General features: G+C 69.4%; 14 protein-coding genes and 1 tRNA gene. 7 read left to right on the top strand and 8 right to left on the bottom strand.

Annotated features, from left to right (window positions below; genetic code table 11):
- Positions 1-220: 220 nt before the first annotated feature.
- Complete coding sequence (locus DFR72_RS33995) at positions 221-754, top strand: hypothetical protein (RefSeq protein ID WP_090069984.1); 534 nt, start codon at positions 221-223, stop codon at positions 752-754.
- 36 nt (positions 755-790) lie between these two features.
- On the opposite strand, the gene otsB is transcribed toward DFR72_RS33995, so the two are convergent.
- From otsB to DFR72_RS33980, 3 genes are all read right to left on the bottom strand, one after another.
- On the bottom strand, positions 791-3,322 hold the full coding sequence (otsB, locus tag DFR72_RS33990) for a trehalose-phosphatase (RefSeq protein WP_090069985.1): 2,532 nt from the start codon (positions 3,320-3,322) through the stop codon (positions 791-793).
- A gap of 44 nt (positions 3,323-3,366) precedes the next feature.
- Positions 3,367-4,800: an alpha,alpha-trehalose-phosphate synthase (UDP-forming) gene (locus DFR72_RS33985; RefSeq protein ID WP_090069987.1), complete on the bottom strand. Its 1,434-nt coding sequence runs from the start codon at positions 4,798-4,800 to the stop codon at positions 3,367-3,369.
- Positions 4,801-4,869: 69 nt separating this feature from the next.
- On the bottom strand, positions 4,870-6,213 hold the full coding sequence (locus DFR72_RS33980) for a threonine/serine exporter family protein (RefSeq protein WP_245983734.1): 1,344 nt from the start codon (positions 6,211-6,213) through the stop codon (positions 4,870-4,872).
- Between the two features lie 259 nt (positions 6,214-6,472).
- On the opposite strand from DFR72_RS33980, the gene DFR72_RS33975 reads away from it, so the two are divergent.
- Positions 6,473-6,545: transfer RNA gene (locus tag DFR72_RS33975), tRNA-Thr, on the top strand.
- A 63-nt stretch (positions 6,546-6,608) separates the two neighbouring features.
- Here DFR72_RS33975 and DFR72_RS33970 read toward each other — a convergent pair.
- On the bottom strand, positions 6,609-8,279 hold the full coding sequence (locus DFR72_RS33970) for a hypothetical protein (RefSeq protein ID WP_090069988.1): 1,671 nt from the start codon (positions 8,277-8,279) through the stop codon (positions 6,609-6,611).
- Between the two features lie 40 nt (positions 8,280-8,319).
- Here DFR72_RS33970 and mgrA point away from each other — a divergent pair, with 40 nt between their 5' ends.
- The gene (gene mgrA / locus DFR72_RS33965; protein WP_090069990.1) at positions 8,320-9,348 is read left to right on the top strand and encodes an L-glyceraldehyde 3-phosphate reductase; all 1,029 of its coding nucleotides are present in this window, start codon (positions 8,320-8,322) and stop codon (positions 9,346-9,348) included.
- Here the strand turns inward: mgrA and DFR72_RS33960 are convergent, their stop codons facing one another.
- Together DFR72_RS33960 and DFR72_RS33955 are read right to left on the bottom strand one after the other, a co-directional pair.
- A complete protein-coding gene (locus tag DFR72_RS33960) occupies positions 9,349-10,758 on the bottom strand; it encodes a sensor histidine kinase (protein ID WP_090070087.1) in 1,410 nt (469 codons plus the stop codon).
- 8 nt (positions 10,759-10,766) lie between these two features.
- Positions 10,767-11,465 (bottom strand): response regulator transcription factor, encoded by a 699-nt coding sequence (locus DFR72_RS33955; protein ID WP_211335635.1) that lies wholly within the window; start codon positions 11,463-11,465, stop codon positions 10,767-10,769.
- 135 nt (positions 11,466-11,600) lie between these two features.
- Between DFR72_RS33955 and DFR72_RS33950 the strand changes: the two genes are divergently transcribed.
- From DFR72_RS33950 to DFR72_RS33940, 3 genes are read left to right on the top strand one after another with little or no spacing between them, the layout of a single operon-like run.
- Positions 11,601-12,959, top strand: coding sequence for a ferredoxin reductase family protein (locus tag DFR72_RS33950; RefSeq protein WP_245983733.1), 1,359 nt, complete (start codon positions 11,601-11,603; stop codon positions 12,957-12,959).
- A gap of 14 nt (positions 12,960-12,973) precedes the next feature.
- Positions 12,974-13,477 carry an FMN-binding protein gene (locus DFR72_RS33945; protein ID WP_090069993.1) on the top strand — a complete coding sequence of 168 codons (504 nt, stop codon included), beginning with the start codon at positions 12,974-12,976 and terminating at the stop codon, positions 13,475-13,477.
- 2 nt (positions 13,478-13,479) lie between these two features.
- Positions 13,480-14,220 carry an FAD:protein FMN transferase gene (locus DFR72_RS33940; protein ID WP_245983732.1) on the top strand — a complete coding sequence of 247 codons (741 nt, stop codon included), beginning with the start codon at positions 13,480-13,482 and terminating at the stop codon, positions 14,218-14,220.
- Between the two features lie 318 nt (positions 14,221-14,538).
- Here DFR72_RS33940 and DFR72_RS33935 read toward each other — a convergent pair whose 3' ends face one another.
- On the bottom strand, positions 14,539-15,552 hold the full coding sequence (locus DFR72_RS33935) for an ADP-ribosylglycohydrolase family protein (protein WP_342768700.1): 1,014 nt from the start codon (positions 15,550-15,552) through the stop codon (positions 14,539-14,541).
- 122 nt (positions 15,553-15,674) lie between these two features.
- Here DFR72_RS33935 and DFR72_RS33930 point away from each other — a divergent pair, with 122 nt between their 5' ends.
- Entirely contained in the window at positions 15,675-18,440 is a 2,766-nt protein-coding gene (locus DFR72_RS33930; protein WP_090069996.1) for an AfsR/SARP family transcriptional regulator, read from the top strand.
- 148 nt (positions 18,441-18,588) lie between these two features.
- Here DFR72_RS33930 and DFR72_RS33925 read toward each other — a convergent pair whose 3' ends face one another.
- Positions 18,589-19,383, bottom strand: a complete 795-nt coding sequence (locus DFR72_RS33925; protein ID WP_425459928.1) for an SGNH/GDSL hydrolase family protein — start codon at positions 19,381-19,383, stop codon at positions 18,589-18,591.
- Between the last annotated feature and the right edge of the window lie 69 nt (positions 19,384-19,452).

Below are 19,452 nucleotides of genomic sequence, written 5' to 3'. Positions count from 1 at the left end.
TCAGGTAAGTGACGCGTCGTCGTGCGCGATGCCTGCGGAGGCGCGGGGTTGTCGTGCCAGGCGGCGCGTGCGGGGGACCTGCGTGATCGTGCCGTGGACAGGCGTGAGGCGGCGCCGGGCGATCGCACACGCCCGCCGGAACAGGCTCGCCGGATGAGGACGCCGAAGCTCCTGAGCGGCCGGGCGCGGGTGGTCGCGCAGGCCGTGATCGAATACGCGGGTGTTGGGGAGACACGACAGCGAGATCGGTGAGTTGCTGCGGTTCGCAGCGGCCTTGGTGCCCTCGGAGGTGCGGAGCGCCGACCTGCTCGACTACCTGGAACTCGAGGAGTGGGAGCTGGTCCTCCAGCTGCTGGGGGAGTTCGACGGCCACACCTGGCAGACGCCGCGCTACTGGGCCCTGCTGGCCGAGGCGGCGACCGAGATGGACCAGGACGACGCGTGGTTCCAGTGGCGGTGCGTGGAGTCGATCCAAGGCGTGCTGCGGGTGGAGCTGACGCTGGCCGTCGACGCGGAACCGTTGCGGGCCAGGGGAGAACGTCCGCTGTGGGACGTCACGGGCAAGCACCAGCGGGTGGCCGCGCTGTGGATCGAGTCCAAGCCGCTGCTGGGGCCTGGTGAACGCGCCACGGTGCGGCTGAGGCCGTTCGTGCCGCCGGCGTGGGCGCACCTCATCCGCGGCGACGTGATCACGTTGCTCGGCGGCTCGCCGGGTACCGCGGAGATCATCGAAAAAGTACCGCCGCGGCCCTGAGACAGGACCGCGGCGGCAACAGCAGAACCTCTTAGATCACTGCGAGAGCAGCTGGGCGCAGCGGATCAGGCCCAGGTGCGAGTACGCCTGCGGGTGGTTGCCCAGCGAGCGCTCGGCGACCGGGTCGTACTCCTCGGGCAGCAGGCCGGTGGGACCGGCCGCGTCCACCATCTGCGTGAAGAGTTCCTCGGCCTCGGTGCGGCGACCGGTCAGCAGGTACGACTCGATCATCCAGGCGGCGCAGAGGTGGAAGCCGCCCTCGTCGCCCGGCAGGCCGTCGTCGCGGTGGTAGCGGTACACGGTCGAGCCGGACCGCAGCTCCGCCTCGATGGCCGTCACCGTCGACTGGAAGCGCTCGTCGGCCGGGTCGATGAGACCCGACAGACCCACGAACAACGAGGCGGCGTCGAGGTCGTCGCCGTCGTAGGCCGTGGTGAAGGACTGGACCTCGTCGTTCCAGCCGTTCTTCAGCACGTCGGTGGAGATGGTGTCGCGCAGCGGCACCCACGACGGGTCCAGCTCGCGGCCGAACTGTTCGCCGAGCTTGATCGCGCGGTCGATGGTCAGCCAGCACATGACCTTGGAGTACACGTGGTGGCGCGGCGCGTGCCGCTCCTCCCAGATGCCGTGGTCGGGCTCGTGCCAGCGGCGGGAGACGGCCTCGGCCATCGCCTGGACCATCGTCCAGTCGGCGTCCGACAACGAACCCCGCGCGGTGGCCAGCTGCACGACCAGGTCGACGACCGGGCCGAACACGTCGAGCTGCACCTGCTGGTTCGCGAGGTTGCCCACGCGGACCGGACGAGAGCCCGCGTAGCCGGGCAGCGACTCGATGACGGCCTCGGCGCCCAGTTGGGTGCCGTGCAGCGTGTACAGCGGGTGCAGCCGCTCCGGGCCCGGGATGGTCTCCAGGACGCCGTGCAGCCACGCCAGGAAGCCGTCGGCCTCCGCGTACGAGCCCACCGACACCAGTGCGGCGGCGGTCATCGCGCCGTCGCGCAGCCAGCAGTAGCGGTAGTCCCAGTTCCGGACGCCGCCGAGCTCCTCGGGCAGCGACGTGGTGGCCGCCGCCATGATCGAGCCGGAGTCCTTGTGGACCAGGCCGCGCAGCGTCAGTGCCGAACGCAGCACCAGGTCCGTCTGCACGGTCGGCAACCGGAGACCGGCCGCCCAGTCCGACCAGTAGCCCGCGGCGCGGTCACGGCGCACGGACTCGGGCTGGGCGTGCTCGGAGATGTCGTCGGTGCCGCAACGCAGCTCCAGCAACACCGGCGCGCCCTCACGCGGCCGGACCACGGCGCGTGCAGTCTCCTGCATGCCGTCCGAGGTGATCTCCCAGTCGACACCGGGGGAACGCAGCACCATCGGGTCCGACGTGCCGACGATGCGCAGGCCGTCGCGCTCGCGCAGCAGCCGCACCGGCACCTGCCCGAACTCGGGCCGCGGCGCGAACGTGATCACCGCGTTGGTCGAGCCGGAGATCCGCCGGACGAGGTCCGTGCGGTGCGAGGCCAGGTCGTGCTCCAGGTAGTCCGACACCAGGAGCCGCGACCAGCGGGTCTCGACGATCATCGTGCCCGGCAGGTAGCGCTGGCCCAGCGGCAGCGACCCGTGCTCCGGCTTGATCGAGAAGTGGCCGGCGGCGGGACCGCCGAGCAGGTCCGCGAAGATCGCCGCGGAGTCCGGCTCGGGGTGGCACAGCCAGTTGACCTTGGCGTCCGGCGTCACGAGAGCCACGGACCGCTCGTTCGCGAGCATGGTCAGGCGCTCGATCGGCACGGCCTGGTCGCCGTGCAGCCACGCGCGGCGCTCCTCCAGGAGGAACGCCAGCACCGTCGCCACGTCGGCGGGGTCGGCCACGTAGTGCTGGGCCAGCGACTCACCGGGACCCACGCGGATGCCGAGGTCCGGGCCGTGCAGGCGCTCGAACGCCTTCTCGTCCGTCACGTCGTCACCCAGGAAGATCGCCGCGGTGGCGCCGACCTGGTGCCGCAGGATGTCGAGGGCGTGGCCCTTGTTGGTCTCGACGACGGCGAGCTCGATGACGGCCTTGCCCTCGGTGACCTGCACACCTTCCCAGGTGCACGGGCCGGAGCGCACGGCGTCGAGCACCGCGGCGCCGATGGCCTCGCTCGCGGCGCGGCGGACGTGCACGGCGATCGAGGCGGGCTTCACCTCGAGCTGCACGCCCTCCTGGCCTTCGACGATCTCTTCGAGGTCGGCCTCGATGCGCCGCAGCAACGCCTTGGCGTTCGCGTCCAGCGCGTGGACGAAGCCGACGTCGAACTCGGAGCCGTGCGAGCCCACCAGGTGGACCTCGCCCGGCAGGCGGGAAAGGGTGGCCAGGTCGCGCAGCGCGCGACCCGAGATCACGGCCGATGTCGTCTCGTGCAGCGACGCCAGTGAACGCAGCGCGTTCACCGACTCCGGCAGCGGGCGTGCCTGCTCGGGGTCGCTCACGATCGGCGCGAGTGTTCCGTCGTAGTCGCTTGCGACCAGCAGTCGCGGGGTCCTGGCCAGCTGCACGATGGCACGGCGCAGTTCGGCGGGGAGGGCCTCGGCGGTCAACGCCCCTCCTGGAGCACTCGATGGGTCATGGGATCTGAAAGGATTCAGACCGAGGTCTGCGTGCCCAACGCCTCCAGGAACGACCTTGCCCAACGGTCAACGTCGTGGGTGAGGACCTGACGGCGCAGCGCGCGCATCCTACGGCGGCCTTCTGCGGGATCGATGTCGAGGGCGGCCTGCAATGCGTTCTTGACACCGTCCAGATCATGGGGGTTCACCAGGAACGCACTGGTCAGTTCTGCGGCAGCGCCGGCGAACTCGCTGAGCACCAGAGCTCCACCAAGATCATATCGGCAGGCCACGTACTCCTTGCACACGAGGTTCATTCCGTCCCGAACGGGCGTGACGACCATGACGTCCGCCGCGCTCATGAACGCGACGAGCTCCTCGCGGTTCACCGACTGGTGCAGGTAGTGCACGACGGGCTTGCCGACCCGCCCGAACTCGCCGTTGATGCGGCCGACCGACTGCTCGATGTCCTGGCGCATCGTCTTGTAGTGGTCGACCCGCTCTCGACTGGGCGTCGCGAGCTGGATCATCGCGACGTCCTCCGGGTCCACGCGTCCGTCCGCGATCAGCTCGTACAGAGCGCGGATCCTGACGTCGATACCCTTCGTGTAGTCGAGGCGGTCCACGCCCAGCAGGATGCGCTTCGGGTTGCCGAGATCCTCTCGAATCTGCCTCGCACGGGCCTGGGTGTCCTTGCGCCGGGCCACCGCGTCGAGGCCCGCGCTGTCGATCGAGATGGGGAACGCGCCGACGCGCACGGTGCGGTCGCCGACCTGCACGACACCCGGCCGGGTCCGGACGCCCACGGTGCCGCGGCTGGGCTCCAGGCCGACGAGCCGGCGGGCCAGCCAGAGGAAGTTCTGCGCGCCGCCGGGCCGGTGGAAGCCCACCAGGTCGGCGCCGAGCAGGCCGCGGATGATCTCCGTGCGCCACGGGAGCTGCATGAACAGCTCGACCGGCGGGAACGGGATGTGCAGGAAGAAGCCGATCTTGAGGTCGGGCCGCTGCTCGCGCAGCATCGCCGGGACGAGCTGCAGCTGGTAGTCCTGCACCCACACCGTCGCGCCCTGGGCGGCGACCTTGGCCGTCGCGTCGGCGAACCGCTGGTTGACCTTCACGTAGGTGTTCCACCAGTGGCGGTGGAACGCGGGCTGCGCCACGACGTCGTGGTAGAGCGGCCAGAGGGTGCCGTTGGAGAAGCCCTCGTAGTAGTCCTCGACCTCTTTGGAGGACAGCTCGACGGGGTGCAGCAGCAGGCCGTCGTCTTCGAACGGCGCCACCTCTGCGTCCGCGACGCCGGGCCAGCCGACCCAGGCGCCGCTGTGTGAGCGCAGGAACGGTTCGAGCGCGCTCACGAGCCCGCCCGGGCTGTGTTTCCACCGCTCGGTGCCGTCAGGCAAGCGCTCCAGGTCAACCGGCAACCGGTTGGCCACGACTACGAATTCCGCCCCGTTCTCGCCAATGTCCATGCTCACGAAAAAGAGGCTAGTGGGGACGCGTGCAGTCGGCGTGTCGTGTAACCCCCGTCACAGCGAGTTTCACTCCAAACGACGCTTGGTGGGTTTGAGCGGCCCGGACATGCGCGGACCAGCGAATTTGCGTTCCAGACGTCCCAAGCCGGTGCGCACCGGCTGTGCCAGGTACTCGCCAAACACGACACCTCCGGCCAGAGCGAGAGCAATGCCACTTGCGAATACCAGCGTGCTCAGACCGGCCGGATCGCCCTCGGCGGTGAGCTGGAACAGGCCCCGGTACGTGGTCCAGCCGGGCAGCAGCGGCACGACACCGGCCTGGACGACGACGAGCGTCGGGATGCGCAACCGGCGGGTCATCGTGGCGCCGCCGAACCCGGTGATCGCGGCGGCCACGGCGGAGCTCAGCAGCGCGTCGAGGCCGAGGCTCGTCATGAGGCCGTACGCGGCCGTGCCGATCGCGCCGGAGATGGCGGCGGCGACGAGCGCGCGGGGCCGTGCGTAACAGGCGAGGGCGAAGAACGCACTGGTCGCCGCGCCGGCCGCGAACTGCATCGGCACCGCGGAGATCAGGGCGGGCAACGGGTCGCTGAGCCGGATGTCCAGTCCGAAGTGGACGGCCGAGCGGATCGCCAGCGCGACGCCCGCGATCAGGCCCGCGCTGAGCAGCACGGTCTCGACCGTGCGGCCGGCGGCGGTGACGTTGTAGCCGGAGATCGCGTCCTGCACGGTGCTGACCAGGGCGAGCCCGGACAGCAGCACGACGATCCCGACGGCCACGAGCAGACTCGGCCGCACCGGCAGCAGCCCGGTCGAGTAGATCGCCAGCGCGGCGCCGGTACCGAGCGCGCCGCCGACGAGCTGCTGGAAGAAGAACGGCAGGTTGCGGCGGTTGAGGATGCGGCCGACCCGGTCGACCACCGCCGTGATGACCGCGGCGGTGAGCGCGAGCACCAGCCCGCCGCCCACGAGGAACGCGACCGCGCCCGCCATTCCGCCCCACGCGGCGGTGGCGACCCACCGCGGGTACGGGTGCTTGGCGTTCGTGATGTCTTCGAGCCGGGCATGCGCTTCCTCGATCGGGCCGAGGTTGCGCACGAGCTGTTCGACATCGGCTAGTCGCGTGTAGTCGAGACCGCGCTGCCGGACGACGCGAATCGACGTGATCGGCAACGCCTCCGTGCCGCGATGACACGACACGCTGATGGAGGTGTAGATCACGTCTACTTCGGTGTGCGGGAGTCCATAGCTCTCGGTGACCGAGAGAATCGTGGCTGTCACATCGGCCGCACCGGCCCCACTGGCCATTTGGACCTCACCGATCTTGAGGGCGAGATCGAGTACCAGGTGAACCGTGGTGTCATCGGGCAGAGCGGGGCCGTGCAGGCTGTTCGTGGAAATCTTGGGCACCTCCGTCGTGTGATCGTGACAGGGCCTTCGACTGTTGCTGTGTCGTCTGCCACCTCCGATCGGGCGACCCGAAAAGGAGGACATGATCACTGTCTGTTGGTTACCCTCCTGACCTGGTCAAGGCGGTCACGGGGACGCATTGATCCACTCGGTTGGTTGGTCTGACTCCTGTCGGAGCAATCCGATCACACTGAGAGCAGACCGTTCGCCGCAGGTAGCACCCGCAACGGGCGCTTACGATGTTCGCGAACACAGGCCGGCCGGCGTAGCTCAATTGGCAGAGCACTCGCCTTGTAAGCGAAAGGTTAGGGGTTCGATTCCCCTCGCCGGCTCTATTGGGGAAGAGGGTTCGCCCAGGTGGGCGGACCCTCGTCTCATTTCGGGGCGGCGCTTCCTCAGTTCTTGCGAACGAGTCCGGTAAAGCCCGCGACGCTGAGCGTGGCGAACGACCAACCCAGGATCTGCACCACCCAGCCTGCTCCGGTCGCCCACTGCCCGGCTGGGCCGTTCGCCAGTTCGCATCTGGGTGTGCCACCCAGCTTCACGAGCGGGATCGCGAGATCCGCCGCAAGACTGATCCTGTTCACAGGTGAACAGGAGTCCGCGGGGCGGTCTTTGGCCGGTGTCAGGCCGTTATAGGCGTTGGTCGTCCACACGAGACAAAGCGCCAGCAGGAACGTGACGAGTAGGCCAATCACCGCCCGCGACGGTTTGTAGCCGTAGCCGAGCGTGACGCCCAGGAACCAGTGCCACACCCGGTTGCCGGGGTCGCCGCGGTGGCGGAGGTCCCGTTGCTGGGCGATCAGGACCTTGCGCGCCGTGTGTTCGTGACCTGCGGCCCGGTGGACGGCGGCGAGCTGTTGGTAGGGCTGGGCTTCGTACCTGAAGTTGTGCTTTCGCAGCATGGTGAGCCACGCGTCGGTGTCGTCGGGAGGTTCCGGGTACGTCAGGCCGTTCACCGTCACGTTGAAGACGCCGGCCTGCACGAGCTTGGGGACGTTGGAGATGAGCAGATCGCCGACCTCGGTGCCGGACAGGCTGAGCTCGTAGCTGTCGCCGTGGTTGACCAGCTTCTCCGGCCAGAGGACCAGGTTCCCGCTCACGTCGGTGTCGTCGATCTCCACCGCGGGCCGCTGGGCGTTGGCCTCGAACACCGTGTGGCTGGCGTTCAGCGTCGCCCCGATCGCCGTCTTCTGCACGATCACGGCGGGGCCGTCGTCGTTGCGAATCGTCCCCTGGACGAGGAGGCTGCCGCCGATCCGGGTGTCGACCATCCGAATCGTTCCGAGCGGGGCGCGTGCCGAGCGCACGTCGATGCCGTCGTTGAGCCGCACGTCGGCCTGGAACCGGCTGCCGTCGAGGCAGATCCCGCAGTGCGCGGCGGTGCGCACCACCGCACCCTTCATGTGCAGGGCACCGGCGCTCCCGTCGAGCATCAGCACTCCGCAGTCCTCGCCGGTCGCCTTGACGAAGCTGCCGTCGAGGCGGATGTCCCCGCCGACGTTCGCGTTGTTGAGGACCAGGGCCGTCTCGGAACCGTTGACGATCACCGCCCGCTGCAGGTGCAGCTCACCACCGATGTCGCAGCCGTCGAGCCGGACCTCGGTGGCGAGGAGGCCGGTGGCCTTCACGTTCCGGGTGACGCGCAGGCCCTTCGCGTACACCAGCCCGAGGCTGCTGTCCTCGAACAGGAGAGTGCCGTCGACGTGTGCGTTCTCGAGATCGACGATCCCGGCGCAGCGGACGTCGTCCATCGTGAGGTAGCGGGTGCGCAGGTTCTCCGCGTACAGCGCGGGCAGGGTGGACCCGTCGAGCGACAGCGCGGGCAGCTCGGTGTCGTGCAACGAGAGTTTCTCCTCGAAGACGCATCTGTCCAGCTGCAGCGCCGTCGACGTGCTGATGAAGTCGAGGTCGAGGACACCGGTGACGCGTGCGCCGATCACCAGGATCCCGCGCGGGTCGACGTCGCCCGAACGCAACAGGTCACGGATCACCGTGGCGCGCAGCACGTTGTCGCCGCGCCGCCGCAGATCCACGACCTCGCCGGCCTCGGCGGCGCGGATCATGTCCTGCTCTGTCCTACTGGGACGTGACATTGTGGGACCCATGTCCTACCTCGCGGATAGCGCGCGCTACGACCAGATGACCTACCGGCGGACGGGACGCAGCGGTCTCAAGCTGCCCGCCATCTCGCTCGGTCTTTGGCACAACTTCGGCGGTGACCGGCCCTACGAGCTGGGCCGGGGAATCGCGCGGAGGGCGTTCGACCTCGGTGTCACGCACTTCGACCTCGCCAACAACTACGGTCCGCCCTACGGTTCGGCGGAGATCACGTTCGGGCAGATCCTGAAGGATGATCTCAGGCCGTACCGCGACGAGCTCGTCATTTCCACGAAAGCCGGCTACGACATGTGGGCCGGGCCGTACGGGGAGTGGGGCAGCCGCAAGTACCTGCTCAGTTCGCTCGACCAGTCGCTGACCCGGATGGGTCTCGACTACGTCGACATCTTCTACTCCCATCGGTTCGACCCGGAGACGCCGCTCGAGGAGACCATGGGCGCGCTCGTGTCCGCGGTCCAGCAGGGCAAAGCGCTCTACGCCGGCATCTCGTCGTACTCGCCCACGAAGACCCGCGAGGCCGCCGAGCTGCTGCGGTCCGCCGGTGTGCCGCTGCTGATCCACCAGCCGTCGTACTCGATGCTCAACCGCTGGATCGAACCGGAGCTGCTGGACACGCTGGAGGAGGTCGGCGCGGGCTGCATCGCGTTCTCGCCGCTCGCGCAGGGCATGCTGACCGACCGCTACCTCAACGGCGTTCCCGAGGGCTCGCGCGCCTCGCAGGGCAAGTCGCTGTCGACGGACCTGCTCACCGACCAGAACCTCGCCCGCATCCGGTCGCTCGACGAGATCGCGAAGTCCCGTGGCCAGTCGCTCGCGCAGCTGGCGCTGACCTGGACGATCCGCGACCCGCGCGTCACGTCGGCGCTGATCGGCGCGTCCTCGGTCGGGCAGCTGGAGCAGAACCTCGCGGCCCTGCAGGCGCCGCCGCTGACCGACGACGAGCTCGCCGAGATCGACAAGCACGCCGTCGAGTCGGGCATCGACCTGTGGGCCACCTCGTCCCAGGCTGAGTAGCTAGCTCAGGTGCCGGGGGAGGCGGATCGTGAACACCGTCGACCCCGGCCTGCTGGTCAGCTCGATCGTGCCGCCGTGCGCCTCCACCAGCGACTGGACCACGGCCAGCCCCAGCCCGCTGCCGCCGCGCTGACGGGTCCGCGAGTCGTCCACCCGGTAGAACCTGTCGAAGATTCTCGCCTGGTCCGCCGCCGGGATGCCGGGTCCGCTGTCGCTCACCCTGATCACCGCCCAGCCGTTCTCGGCCGTCACCTTCAACGCCACCGTCGTGCCCGCGGGCGTGTGCACGGCCGCGTTGGTCAGCAGGTTGTCGAGGACCTGCCGCAACCGCGTCGGGTCCGCGGTCATGGTCACCGTGTCGGCGTCGACGTCCAGCACGTGCGACGGCCTGCCCGCGCGGAACGCGTCCGCTGCTGCCTCCGCGATCACCGACAGGTCCAGCTCCTCCGGGCGCAGCGGTGGTTCCGTCGCCGCGGAGTCCAGGCGTGCCAGCAACAACAGGTCGTCGAGCAGCACGCTCATGCGTGACGCCTCCGACCGCAGCTTCTCCAGGTGCTTCTCGCGTTCGCCCGGCTCGTTGGCCGCCGCGTACTTGAAGAGGTCCGCGTAACCGCGCAACGACGTGAGAGGCGTCCTCAGTTCGTGTGAGGCGTCGGCGATGAACCGGCGCAGGCGTTGCTCTGCGGCCGTGCGTGCGACCAGCGAAGTGTCGATGTGCGCGAGCATCTTGTTGAACGCCTCGCGCAGCTCCTCGACCTCGACGCCGCCGCCCCGTCCGTCCACGCGCACGGCGAGGTCACCGGAGTCGGTCAGGTCGTGCGACGAGATGTCGTGCGCGGTGTCGGCCATGTCCGACAGCGGCTGCATGCCCTTGCGGATCAACGCCTGACCGCCCACCACCAGCGCGACCAGGGCGGCGAGGAACGCGATCACGCCGACCGTGACCAGCTGGGAGATCGTGCCGTCCCGGTCCTGCATCGGGGCGGCGCTGACCAGGACCCACTCGCCCTTGACGACCTGGCAGGCCCGCAGCCGGAACTTGCCCTCGTCGCGCAGGTACTCGGTCTGGAACTCGTCGGCGGTCAGCGCCTTCTTCGCGAGGGCGTCGAACTCCTCGCGGTCCGCCGGCTGCTGGCTGCCCGGCTGGGGGCGCAGCTCCCCGTTGTCGATCTTGTAGACGACGGCGAACCAGTCCGGCGGGAGCTTGGTGACCTTGCCGTAGTACTCGATCTCCTTGACCGCGCCCGTCTGGCTGATCACCATCTGGTCGTCGAGCCGGCGGTCGAGGAAGTCCTTCATCGACGTGACCATGACCCATCCGACGATCACGAACACCGTCAGCGCCAGCGCGCCCAGGGCCAGGGCGAGGCGGGTGCCGAGCCGCCAGTCGCGGACGGGCTTGAGCTTCATCACCGGGCTCACTCAGCTGCTCGGCGGAGCACGTACCCCACACCGCGCACGGTGTGGATCAACGGCTCACGGCCGTCGTCGAGCTTGCGGCGCAGGTGGGAGATGACGAGCTCGACCACGTTCGAACGGCCGCCGAAGTCGTACTCCCACACGTGGTCGAGGATCTGCGCCTTGGTCAGCACGGCCGGCGAGCGCCGCATCAGGTACCGCAGCAGCTCGTACTCGGTCGGCGTCAAAGTAACGAGCTTGCCCCCGCGACGGACTTCACGCGTGTCCTCGTCCATCACCAGATCGGAGACCTTCAGCACCGACCGCTTCCACGACGGACCCGTCGAGCGGCGCAGCACGGCCCGAAGCCGGGCCATCAGCTCCTCGACCGAAAAAGGTTTCACGAGGTAGTCGTCGCCGCCTCGGGTGAGCCCCGCCACCCGGTCCGCGGTGCCGTCACGGGCCGTCAGGAAGACCACGGGAACCATCGCACCGGCCGCTCGCATCCGATCAAGAACGGTGAATCCGTCCAGGTCAGGCAGCATGAGGTCGAGCACGACGATGTCCGGCTGGAACTCGGCGGCCTCTCTCAGGGCCTCTTCGCCGTTGAGCGCGGTCGCGGCCTGCCAGCCCTCGTACCGGGCCACCGTCGCGACCAGGTCAGCGATGTGCGGCTCGTCGTCTACGACGAGCAATCGAACCGAGTTCCCCTTGTCCACGTGCTCATGGTGCGTCACCTTGTGGCTCGCCCGCTCGATCGACAGGAAGTCGACAGCGCGGGCAAAGCGGAGCCACAGCTCGAACGCTGAGGATCGAAACCGACCGACAGAGACCGCCTGACCGAGGAGCCCGCCGTGACGACCACCCTGCAGCCCCCCGTGCGACCGGCTTCGGCCGGCCGTGCGACGCCGCACAAGGTGCTGGCCAAAGCCGGCCTCTACGTGTTCCTCCTCGCCAACGCGGCCTTCGTGACGTACCTGTTCAACGCGGCGGGCGTCGGCTCGAACAAGCTGGTCAACTTCGGCCGGCTCGCCGGCCTGTACGGCGCGCTCGCCATGGCGTTCCAGCTGCTCCTGGTGGCGCGGCTGCCGTGGCTCGACCGGCGCCTGGGCATGGACAAGCTCACCTCGTGGCACCGCTGGGTCGGCTTCACGATCTTCTTCACGCTGGTCGGTCACCTGGTCTTCATCGCCCTGGGCAACGCGGGTCCCGACGGCCCGGTCGCCGAGGTCATCAGGCAGGCGACCGAGCTGGAGGGCATCCTCCGCGCGCTGGTGGCGTGGGCGATCATCATGGTCGTCGGCATCGTCTCGGCCCGCTTCGCGCGGCGCCGGCTCGCCTACGAGACCTGGCACTTCATTCACCTGTACACCTACGTCGCGATCTTCCTGGCGTTCTCGCACCAGGTCGCGGTGGGCAGCACGTTCCGCAAGTCCGCGCTCGCGACCGGCTACTGGTGGGGCCTCTGGGCGTTCGCGCTCGGCTCCGTCCTGATCGGACGCGTGGCGCTCCCGGCCTACCGCAACTGGAAGCACCAGTTCCGCGTCGCCGCCGTGGTGCCCGAGTCGCCCAACGTCGTGTCGGTCTACATCGAGGGCAGGGACCTCGACCAGCTCGGCGCCAAGGCCGGCCAGTTCTTCCTCTGGCGCTTCCTGACCAAGGACCGCTGGTGGCAGGCCAACCCGTTCTCGCTGTCCGCGGCGCCGAACGGCAAGTATCTGCGTCTCACCGCGAAGGCCCTGGGAACCGGCAGCGCGGACATCCGCAACGTCAAGGTCGGCACCCGCGTGTTCGCCGAGGGCCCGTACGGCGCCTTCACGACCATGCACCAGACCAAGCCCAACGCGCTGCTCGTCGCGGGCGGTGTCGGCGTCACGCCGGTCCGCGCGCTGCTGGAGGAGATCAAGGGCCACGTCGTGGTGCTCTACCGGGTCAGCGACCCGCGTGAAGCCGTGCTGCTGCGTGAGCTCGAAGGTCTCGCGCGGGCGAAGGGCGCCGTGCTGCGCCTGGTCACCGGTTCCTCGAAGTCCATCACCGCGAACGGCCCGTTGCTCGGCCCGGAGAACATCGTCGCGCTCGTGCCGGACGTGCAGGACCGCGACGTGTTCATCTGCGGCCCCGGCGGCATGACGGACGCGGTGATCACCAGCCTCGACGAACTGGGAGTGCCCAGCAACCAGATCCACGCCGAGCGCTTCGCGCTGGCCAACTGAGAGGGTCCGACGACGTGAAGAGGGCAATTCCCGTTCTGGCGCTGAGCGTGGCCGGCCTCGTCCCGGTCTGGATCTACTCGCCGGGTGCCGCGCACGAGGGCGAGCTCAGCGAGGTCGCCGCGCCGCCGGCCCAGGAACAGACGCAGCAGCAAGCGGCACCGCAGACCACGGCGCCGAAGGCCACCGGCGCCGCACCGAAGACGACCGGGGCCGCGCCCAAGACCACCCAGCAGCAGCAGACGACCCAGCAGCAGGCCCAGAACCGCAGCGTGTCCGGGCCCGCGGTGAACACGTCCGAGGGCACCGTGCAGGTGCAGGTGACGTTGCAGGGCACCAAGATCGTCGACGTGAAGGCGTTGCGCGCGCCCAACAGCAACCCGACCAGGATGGCGCTGCCGTTGCTGCGGGAGTCGGCCCTGAAGGCGCAGAGCGCGGACATCGACACGGTGTCCGGCGCGACCGCGACCTCCGAGGGCTACAAGCAGTCGCTGCAGGCCGCCATCGACGGGGCGCAGTAGCGGTGGCGGTGCGGCGCGTCGAGCACATCATGGGGCTGCCGATCTCGGTGGACCTGCGTGACGGCGACGCCGCACTGGCCGATCGCGCGTTCGCCTGGCTGCGCGAGGCGGACGACCGGTTCTCGCCGTTCAAGCCCGGCAGCGAGGTCTCCCGGCTGGACCGGGGTGAGCTCACCAGGGAAGAGCTCACCCCGGACCTGGTCGAGGTCCTCTCTCTGTGCGACTGGTACGAGCAGTCGACGGGCGGCGCGTTCACGGCACGGGTGCCGGGCCGCGGGCTCGACCCGTGCGCGGTCGTGAAGGGCTGGGCCGTGCAACGGGCGGCGGACATGCTGCGCGAGGGTGGAGCCACGTCGTTCTGCGTCAACGCCGGCGGTGACGTCGTGACGGCCGGCGAACCAGAACCCGGAAAGCCTTGGCGCGTCGGCGTTCGGCATCCCGATCTTGCCGATCAGCTGAGTGTCGTGCTCGGTGTGCGGGACGGAGCCGTTGCCACGTCAGCGTTGTACGAACGCGGGCAGCACATCCTGGACGGGCGTACCGGTCAGCCGGTTTCCGGGATCGTCTCGGTCACGGTTTTCTCCGACGACCTCGCGATCGCGGATACCACTGCCACAGCAGCGTTTGCGCTGGGCAGGGCCGGGATCGAGTGGGCTGCCGCGCAGGAGGACTGCGCGGTCTTCATCGTCGACGAAGATCGTCGGGTGTACTCGAGTCCTGGACTTCCCGTACACATCTGTTAACATGCTTGCCCAACGGAGCCTTGACTCCGGGGCATGATTTCGTTGATCAAGAGCTGGATCGGAGCTCGCGCTCGGGGCAAGACCCGGCCTGCTGTCGACCAACTACTCGTGCGAGAAGGCCTGCTGTGGCGCGAATTCGGGAGCGCACCACGGCAGGCCTTCTCTGTGTTCATTGGTCGCTGCTTCGCAGACTCCGGCTCGTTCGCCGGGAAGCTGGTCGTCCGCCCGCCGCTTCGCCCTGATTGGGCTTCGCCGAATCACGACGAAGAGGCGAACGGACGACCAGCGCGAGCTCGCAAAAGCGCGCGCTTGGCTTGCTCAGGCGTAGCGGTCCTCGTTGAAGTCCAGGTTCACCGCGGACGAGCCCAGGTCGCGGCCCATCGCGTCCAGGACGTCCACCATCTCCAGGCCCATCAGCCAGTCGCGGGGCAGCGCATCGGTGCCGTGCAACGCTCCGAGCACGTTGCCCGTCAACGCCGCTGTGGCGTCGCTGCCGCCGGAGTGGTTCGCGGCGGCGCGCATCGCGTCCACGAACTGGGACGGCTTCGGATGCGTCAGCACGGTGTAGACCGCGATCGCCAGCGCCTCGGGGCCGGTCCAGCCGCTGCCCAGCCGGTCGACGCGCACGGACGACGAACCGTCGTGTTCGTCGGCCAGCACCACGGCGCGTGTCAGCACCGTGGCGGTGTACGTGTCGTCGCGCAGCACGCGGCCGATCACCTGGTCGATCGCCTCGCGCAACGGCCTGGCCTTCACGGCCAGGAGGTGGACCAGCAACGCCAGTGCTCCGCCGGACACCCAGCCGCCCGTGCCGCCGTGGGTCAACGCGGCGAACCGGCAACCCAGGTCGTACGCGATCTGCGCGGACGGTGCGAAGCCCGCCGGGGCGGTGCGGGTGACGCCGTTGCAGCCGGACGACTCGTTGTGCGGGTTCTCCGGAGTGGACGGTGTCTCGGCGGCCAGCGCGCGCAGGCACGTGAGGCCCGGCGAGCGGCTCTCGTACAGCCGTTCGTCGGCGAGAAGGCCGATCGCCCCGCGTTCGGGGGCCGGTTGCTGCTGGGTGATCAGCCAGCGTCGATAGCTGTGCCAGACCATTTGGGACGGTTCCCACTCGCCGGTGCGCTTCCCGCGCACCCAGGCGCGCAGGTAGCCGTCGGCGGTGAACAGCGTCAGCTGGGTGTCGTCGGTGAACAACGCGGGCTTGGGTGGCCCCATGACGCCCTCGGGACCGTGCTCGCGCTGGATGTCGGCCAGGCCGAGATATTGCACGGGCGCACCGAGCGCATCACCGAGAGCGCCGCCGAGAAGGCACCCGGCGCCGCGGTCAACCACGGAATTCCTGTCTCGCGGCACGTGTGAACAGTAGCGTCCCGCGAACTTGGGCCGTACTTGTATCTGAGACTCGGGCTTGCGCACCTCTTGAAGTGACGAGGTCAGCGCACCTGAGGAGGGGCATGCGGAGCAAAACCGGACTCGAGTTCGGCGTGCTCGGTCCACTTCAGGTGCTCGCGGACGGGCGGCTCGTCGAGCTGGGCCGCCGTGGCATGCGCGGGTTGCTGGCCATGCTGGTCGTCGAGGCGAACCGACCCGTCTCGATCGACCAGATCGTCGACGCGCTGTGGACGGACACGCCTCCGGCCACCGCGCGGACGATCGTGCACGGCTATGTGTCGCGGCTGCGCAAGGTGCTGGAGGAGTCCGATCCCGCGGGGTCCGCGATCATCCGCACCACGCCGACGGGCTACCAGCTGGCCGTGGATCCGTGGCGTCTCGACCTGCACCGTGCCAAGCAGCTCGTGGCGTCTTCTCGCGGCAAGCCCGCCGCCATCAGGGCGGGCTTGCTGCGCGAGGCCCTGGGACTGTGGCGCGGGCCGGTGCTCGCGGACGTGCCGGGCGACCCGATGACGTCCGACCTGGAAGAGCTGCGGCTGTCCGCGCTGGAGGAACGCATCGACGCCGAGCTCGAGCTCGGCCGCCACCTGGAACTGGTGGGCGAGCTGCGCGGGCTGTGCACCGAGTACCCGTTCCGGGAACGCCTGGTCGCCCACAGCATGCGCGCGCTGTACCGGGCCGGGCAGCGTGCTGACGCGCTGGACGCCTACCAGCGGTTCCAGCGCCGTGCCGTGGACGAGCTGGGCATCGACCCCGGTCCGCAGTTGCGCGCGTTGCACGAGCAGGTGTTGCGCGACGACCCGTCGTTGAGCGTGATCGGCCCGGTCGAGTCGCGTCCCGTCGCACCGCGCGCCGGGATCGTGGCACCCGCGTTGCTGCCCGCTTCGGCGTCGCGGCTGTTCGGCCGGGACGACGACATGATGTGGCTCGACACCGTGGTGGGGAAGCGGAACCTGCTGGCGACGTCGGTCGCCGTGCTGACCGGTGCGCCCGGTGTCGGCAAGAGCGCTCTCGCGATCACGTGGGGGCACGAGAACTCCGAGCTGTTCCCGCACGGCGTGCTGTTCGCGTCGCTGGGGGACACCGAGCCGGGTGAGGTGCTGACCCGGTTCCTGGTGGCGATGGGCGTGCCGGCGGACGGCGTGCCGGTCGGCGTCGAGGACCGGGTCGGGCTGTACCGCTCGCTGCTCAACCGCCGCCGCGTGCTGGTGGTGCTGGACGACGCGACGGCGTTCGACCAGGTCCAGCCGCTGCTGCCGCCCGGTTCGGGTTCGGTGGTGCTGGTGACGTCGCGGTCGCAGATGGAACGACTCGTCGTCACCAACAGCGCCCGCGTGCGCAAGCTCGGCCCACTGGACGACCCTTCGGCGCGTGCGCTGGTGGACGACGTGCTGGGCAGGCCGTTGTCGCGGGAGGACCGGGTGGCCTCGCAGAAGCTCGCCGAGCTGTGCGGAGGGTTGCCGCTCGCGCTGCGGGTGGCCGCCGCGAAGCTCGTGATCAGTCCGGAGTGGACGGTCGAGGAGCTCGTGGGGGAGCTGGCCGACGACGGGCACCGGATGCGCGGCCTCGACCTGCCGCAGGCGGGCGTGGGGGTGTCGCGGGCGCTGGACCTCTCGACCCGCGACCTGCCTTCCGAGCTGGACGAGGTCTTCCAGTCCGTGGGCCTGGCACCCGGCCGGTGGATGTCGCCGCACGCCGTCGCCGCGCTGACCCGAATCCAGGTCGAGTCGGCCCGGTCGCGGCTGGCCCAGCTCGTCGGGGTGAACCTGCTGGTCGAACCGTGGCCGGACGGCTTCACGATGCACGAACTGGTGCGCCTGTACGTCCGGGGAGCAGGCCACGCCGACCTGGACTCGTTGCGGCGCCTGGTGAACTACTACCTCGTGGCCTGCGACCACGTGCGCCGGGCCATCCGCCCGGCCCGTGACGGCCTGGACTTCGCCTTGGCGGACAACGGTTCCACGGCGTTGCCGGCGTTCAGCGACCCGGTCGACTGGTTCGACCAGGAGTGGCCCAACATCGTCGCGGTCGTGCACGCGTCCGCCGAACAGGGCCTGCACGACCAGGTGTGGCAGCTGGTCCGGCTGCTGCACCACTACGCGACCGTGCGCGCACTCACCGGGGAGTGGGTGGCGCTGGTCGGGTTCGGCCTGGCCGCGGCCGAGGTGACGGGGAGCCGCCTCGGCCAGGTCCTCATGCTGGACGCGACCTACACGACGAACGCCCGGCTGGGACGTCCCGTCCTGCTGCCGGACGCTCGCCGCGCGCACCGGATCGCGGTGGAGCTGGGCGAGCGCCAGTACCTCGTGCTGACGCTCGCCCAGCTCGCCGACGTCCTGTTCCGGATGCAGCAGCACGACGAGGCACTGCTGCACTTCTGGGAGTCCGTGCAGCTCGCCCAGCAGTCCGGTGACGTCGTCGGTGAGGCGCACGGCCTGAACAACGTGGCACAGGTTGAACAGGCGCGTGGCCACGTGGAAGTCGCTCTGCGGCACCAGGCCCACGCCGTCGAGGTGTACCGGCGTTCGGGTGACGACGTCGCGTTGATCCGCGGTCTCGCCAACCTGGCGGAGCTGCACCTGGAAGCGGGTGCGCTGGACCAGTCCGAGCTGCTGGCCCGCCAGGTCGTCGACCAGGCCGCCGTCGCCGAGGTGACGTACCTCGAGGGCTTCGGCCGGCACGTGCTCGGCAGCGTGTTGCTCCGGCGGGCGGAATGGGCTGCCGCGGCTGCGGAACTGGCGGAGGCGCTGCGCCTGTACGCGCAGGTCAACTCTGCTCGCGCGGTCGAGGTCCGCACCCTGCTGGACTCGCTGTCGTCAGAGGTTTAGCGGACGTTTAGTCGTCTGGTCCCAAAGCATGGGATGTTGGAGCAGCAGGCCGCCGAGTGGGGGATTACCGAGGGGGTAAGGCGCCTGCATCTGGAGGGCCTGACCGGCATTCGGGGGAGAGTGCCGGTCGGGCCTTCCGCTTTTCGTCTCAGTTGGTGACGTGGCTTTCGTCGCTGCAGCGCGCTATCGGCAGCAGGTCCGGCCGCTTGGGCGCCATGCCGTCGCCCATCGACTCACCCCTGATCGTGCGGCCGATCCACGGCACCACGTGCTCGCGCGCCCACTTGAGGTCCGCCTTGCGCTGGGTGACCCAGTCCGTCTGCTGCAACGCGGGCCACGGCTCGTTCCACGACTGGTCGTCGATCAGCCCGAGCACCTCGGCGGCCTTGAGGGCGACGCGCTGGTGCCCCTCCGGCGAGAGGTGCAGCCGGTCCGCGCTCCACGCGCGACGGTCGTGCAGCGGGTGCATGGCCCACAGGTCGACCATCCGGCAGTGGTAGCGCTCGGCGATCGACCACAGGTGCGTGTTGTAGATGGCGACCTTGCCGCGGATGCTCCGCAGCAGCGGCGTCGAGCGCGTGTCGAACCCGGTGAAGATCACGACGTCGCAGCCCGCGGACCTGAGGTCGGCCACGGCCACCTCGTAGACCTCGGCGAGTGCGTCCGGGTCGCTGTTGGGCAGCATGATGTCGTTGCCACCGCCGCAGAACGTCACCAGGTCCGGCTTGAGCGAGATCGCGAGCGACACCTGGTCGTCGATGATCTCCTGCAGCATCTTGCCCCTGACCGCGAGGTTGGCGTACCTGAACTCAGGCGCCTGCTGGGCGATCATGGCCGCCAGGCGGTCCGCCCAGCCCAGGTAGGTGTCGCCGGGGCCCGGGTCGTCCATTCCCTCGGTGAAGCTGTCCCCCACGGACACGAGACTGTTCCATCGCAGCAGCACAACATCCCCCTTGTTCGTACGACCTCGCCTGCCGGCCGCCTGCGGGCTCCCGTCCGAAGGCGACTAGTT

It is taken from the genome of Lentzea flaviverrucosa (assembly GCF_003350445.1).
Taxonomy (GTDB): Bacteria; Actinomycetota; Actinomycetes; order Mycobacteriales; family Pseudonocardiaceae; genus Lentzea; species Lentzea californiensis.
The sequence above is the reverse complement of the archived record's forward strand: the minus strand, read 5'-3'. Positions and strand labels throughout refer to the sequence as shown.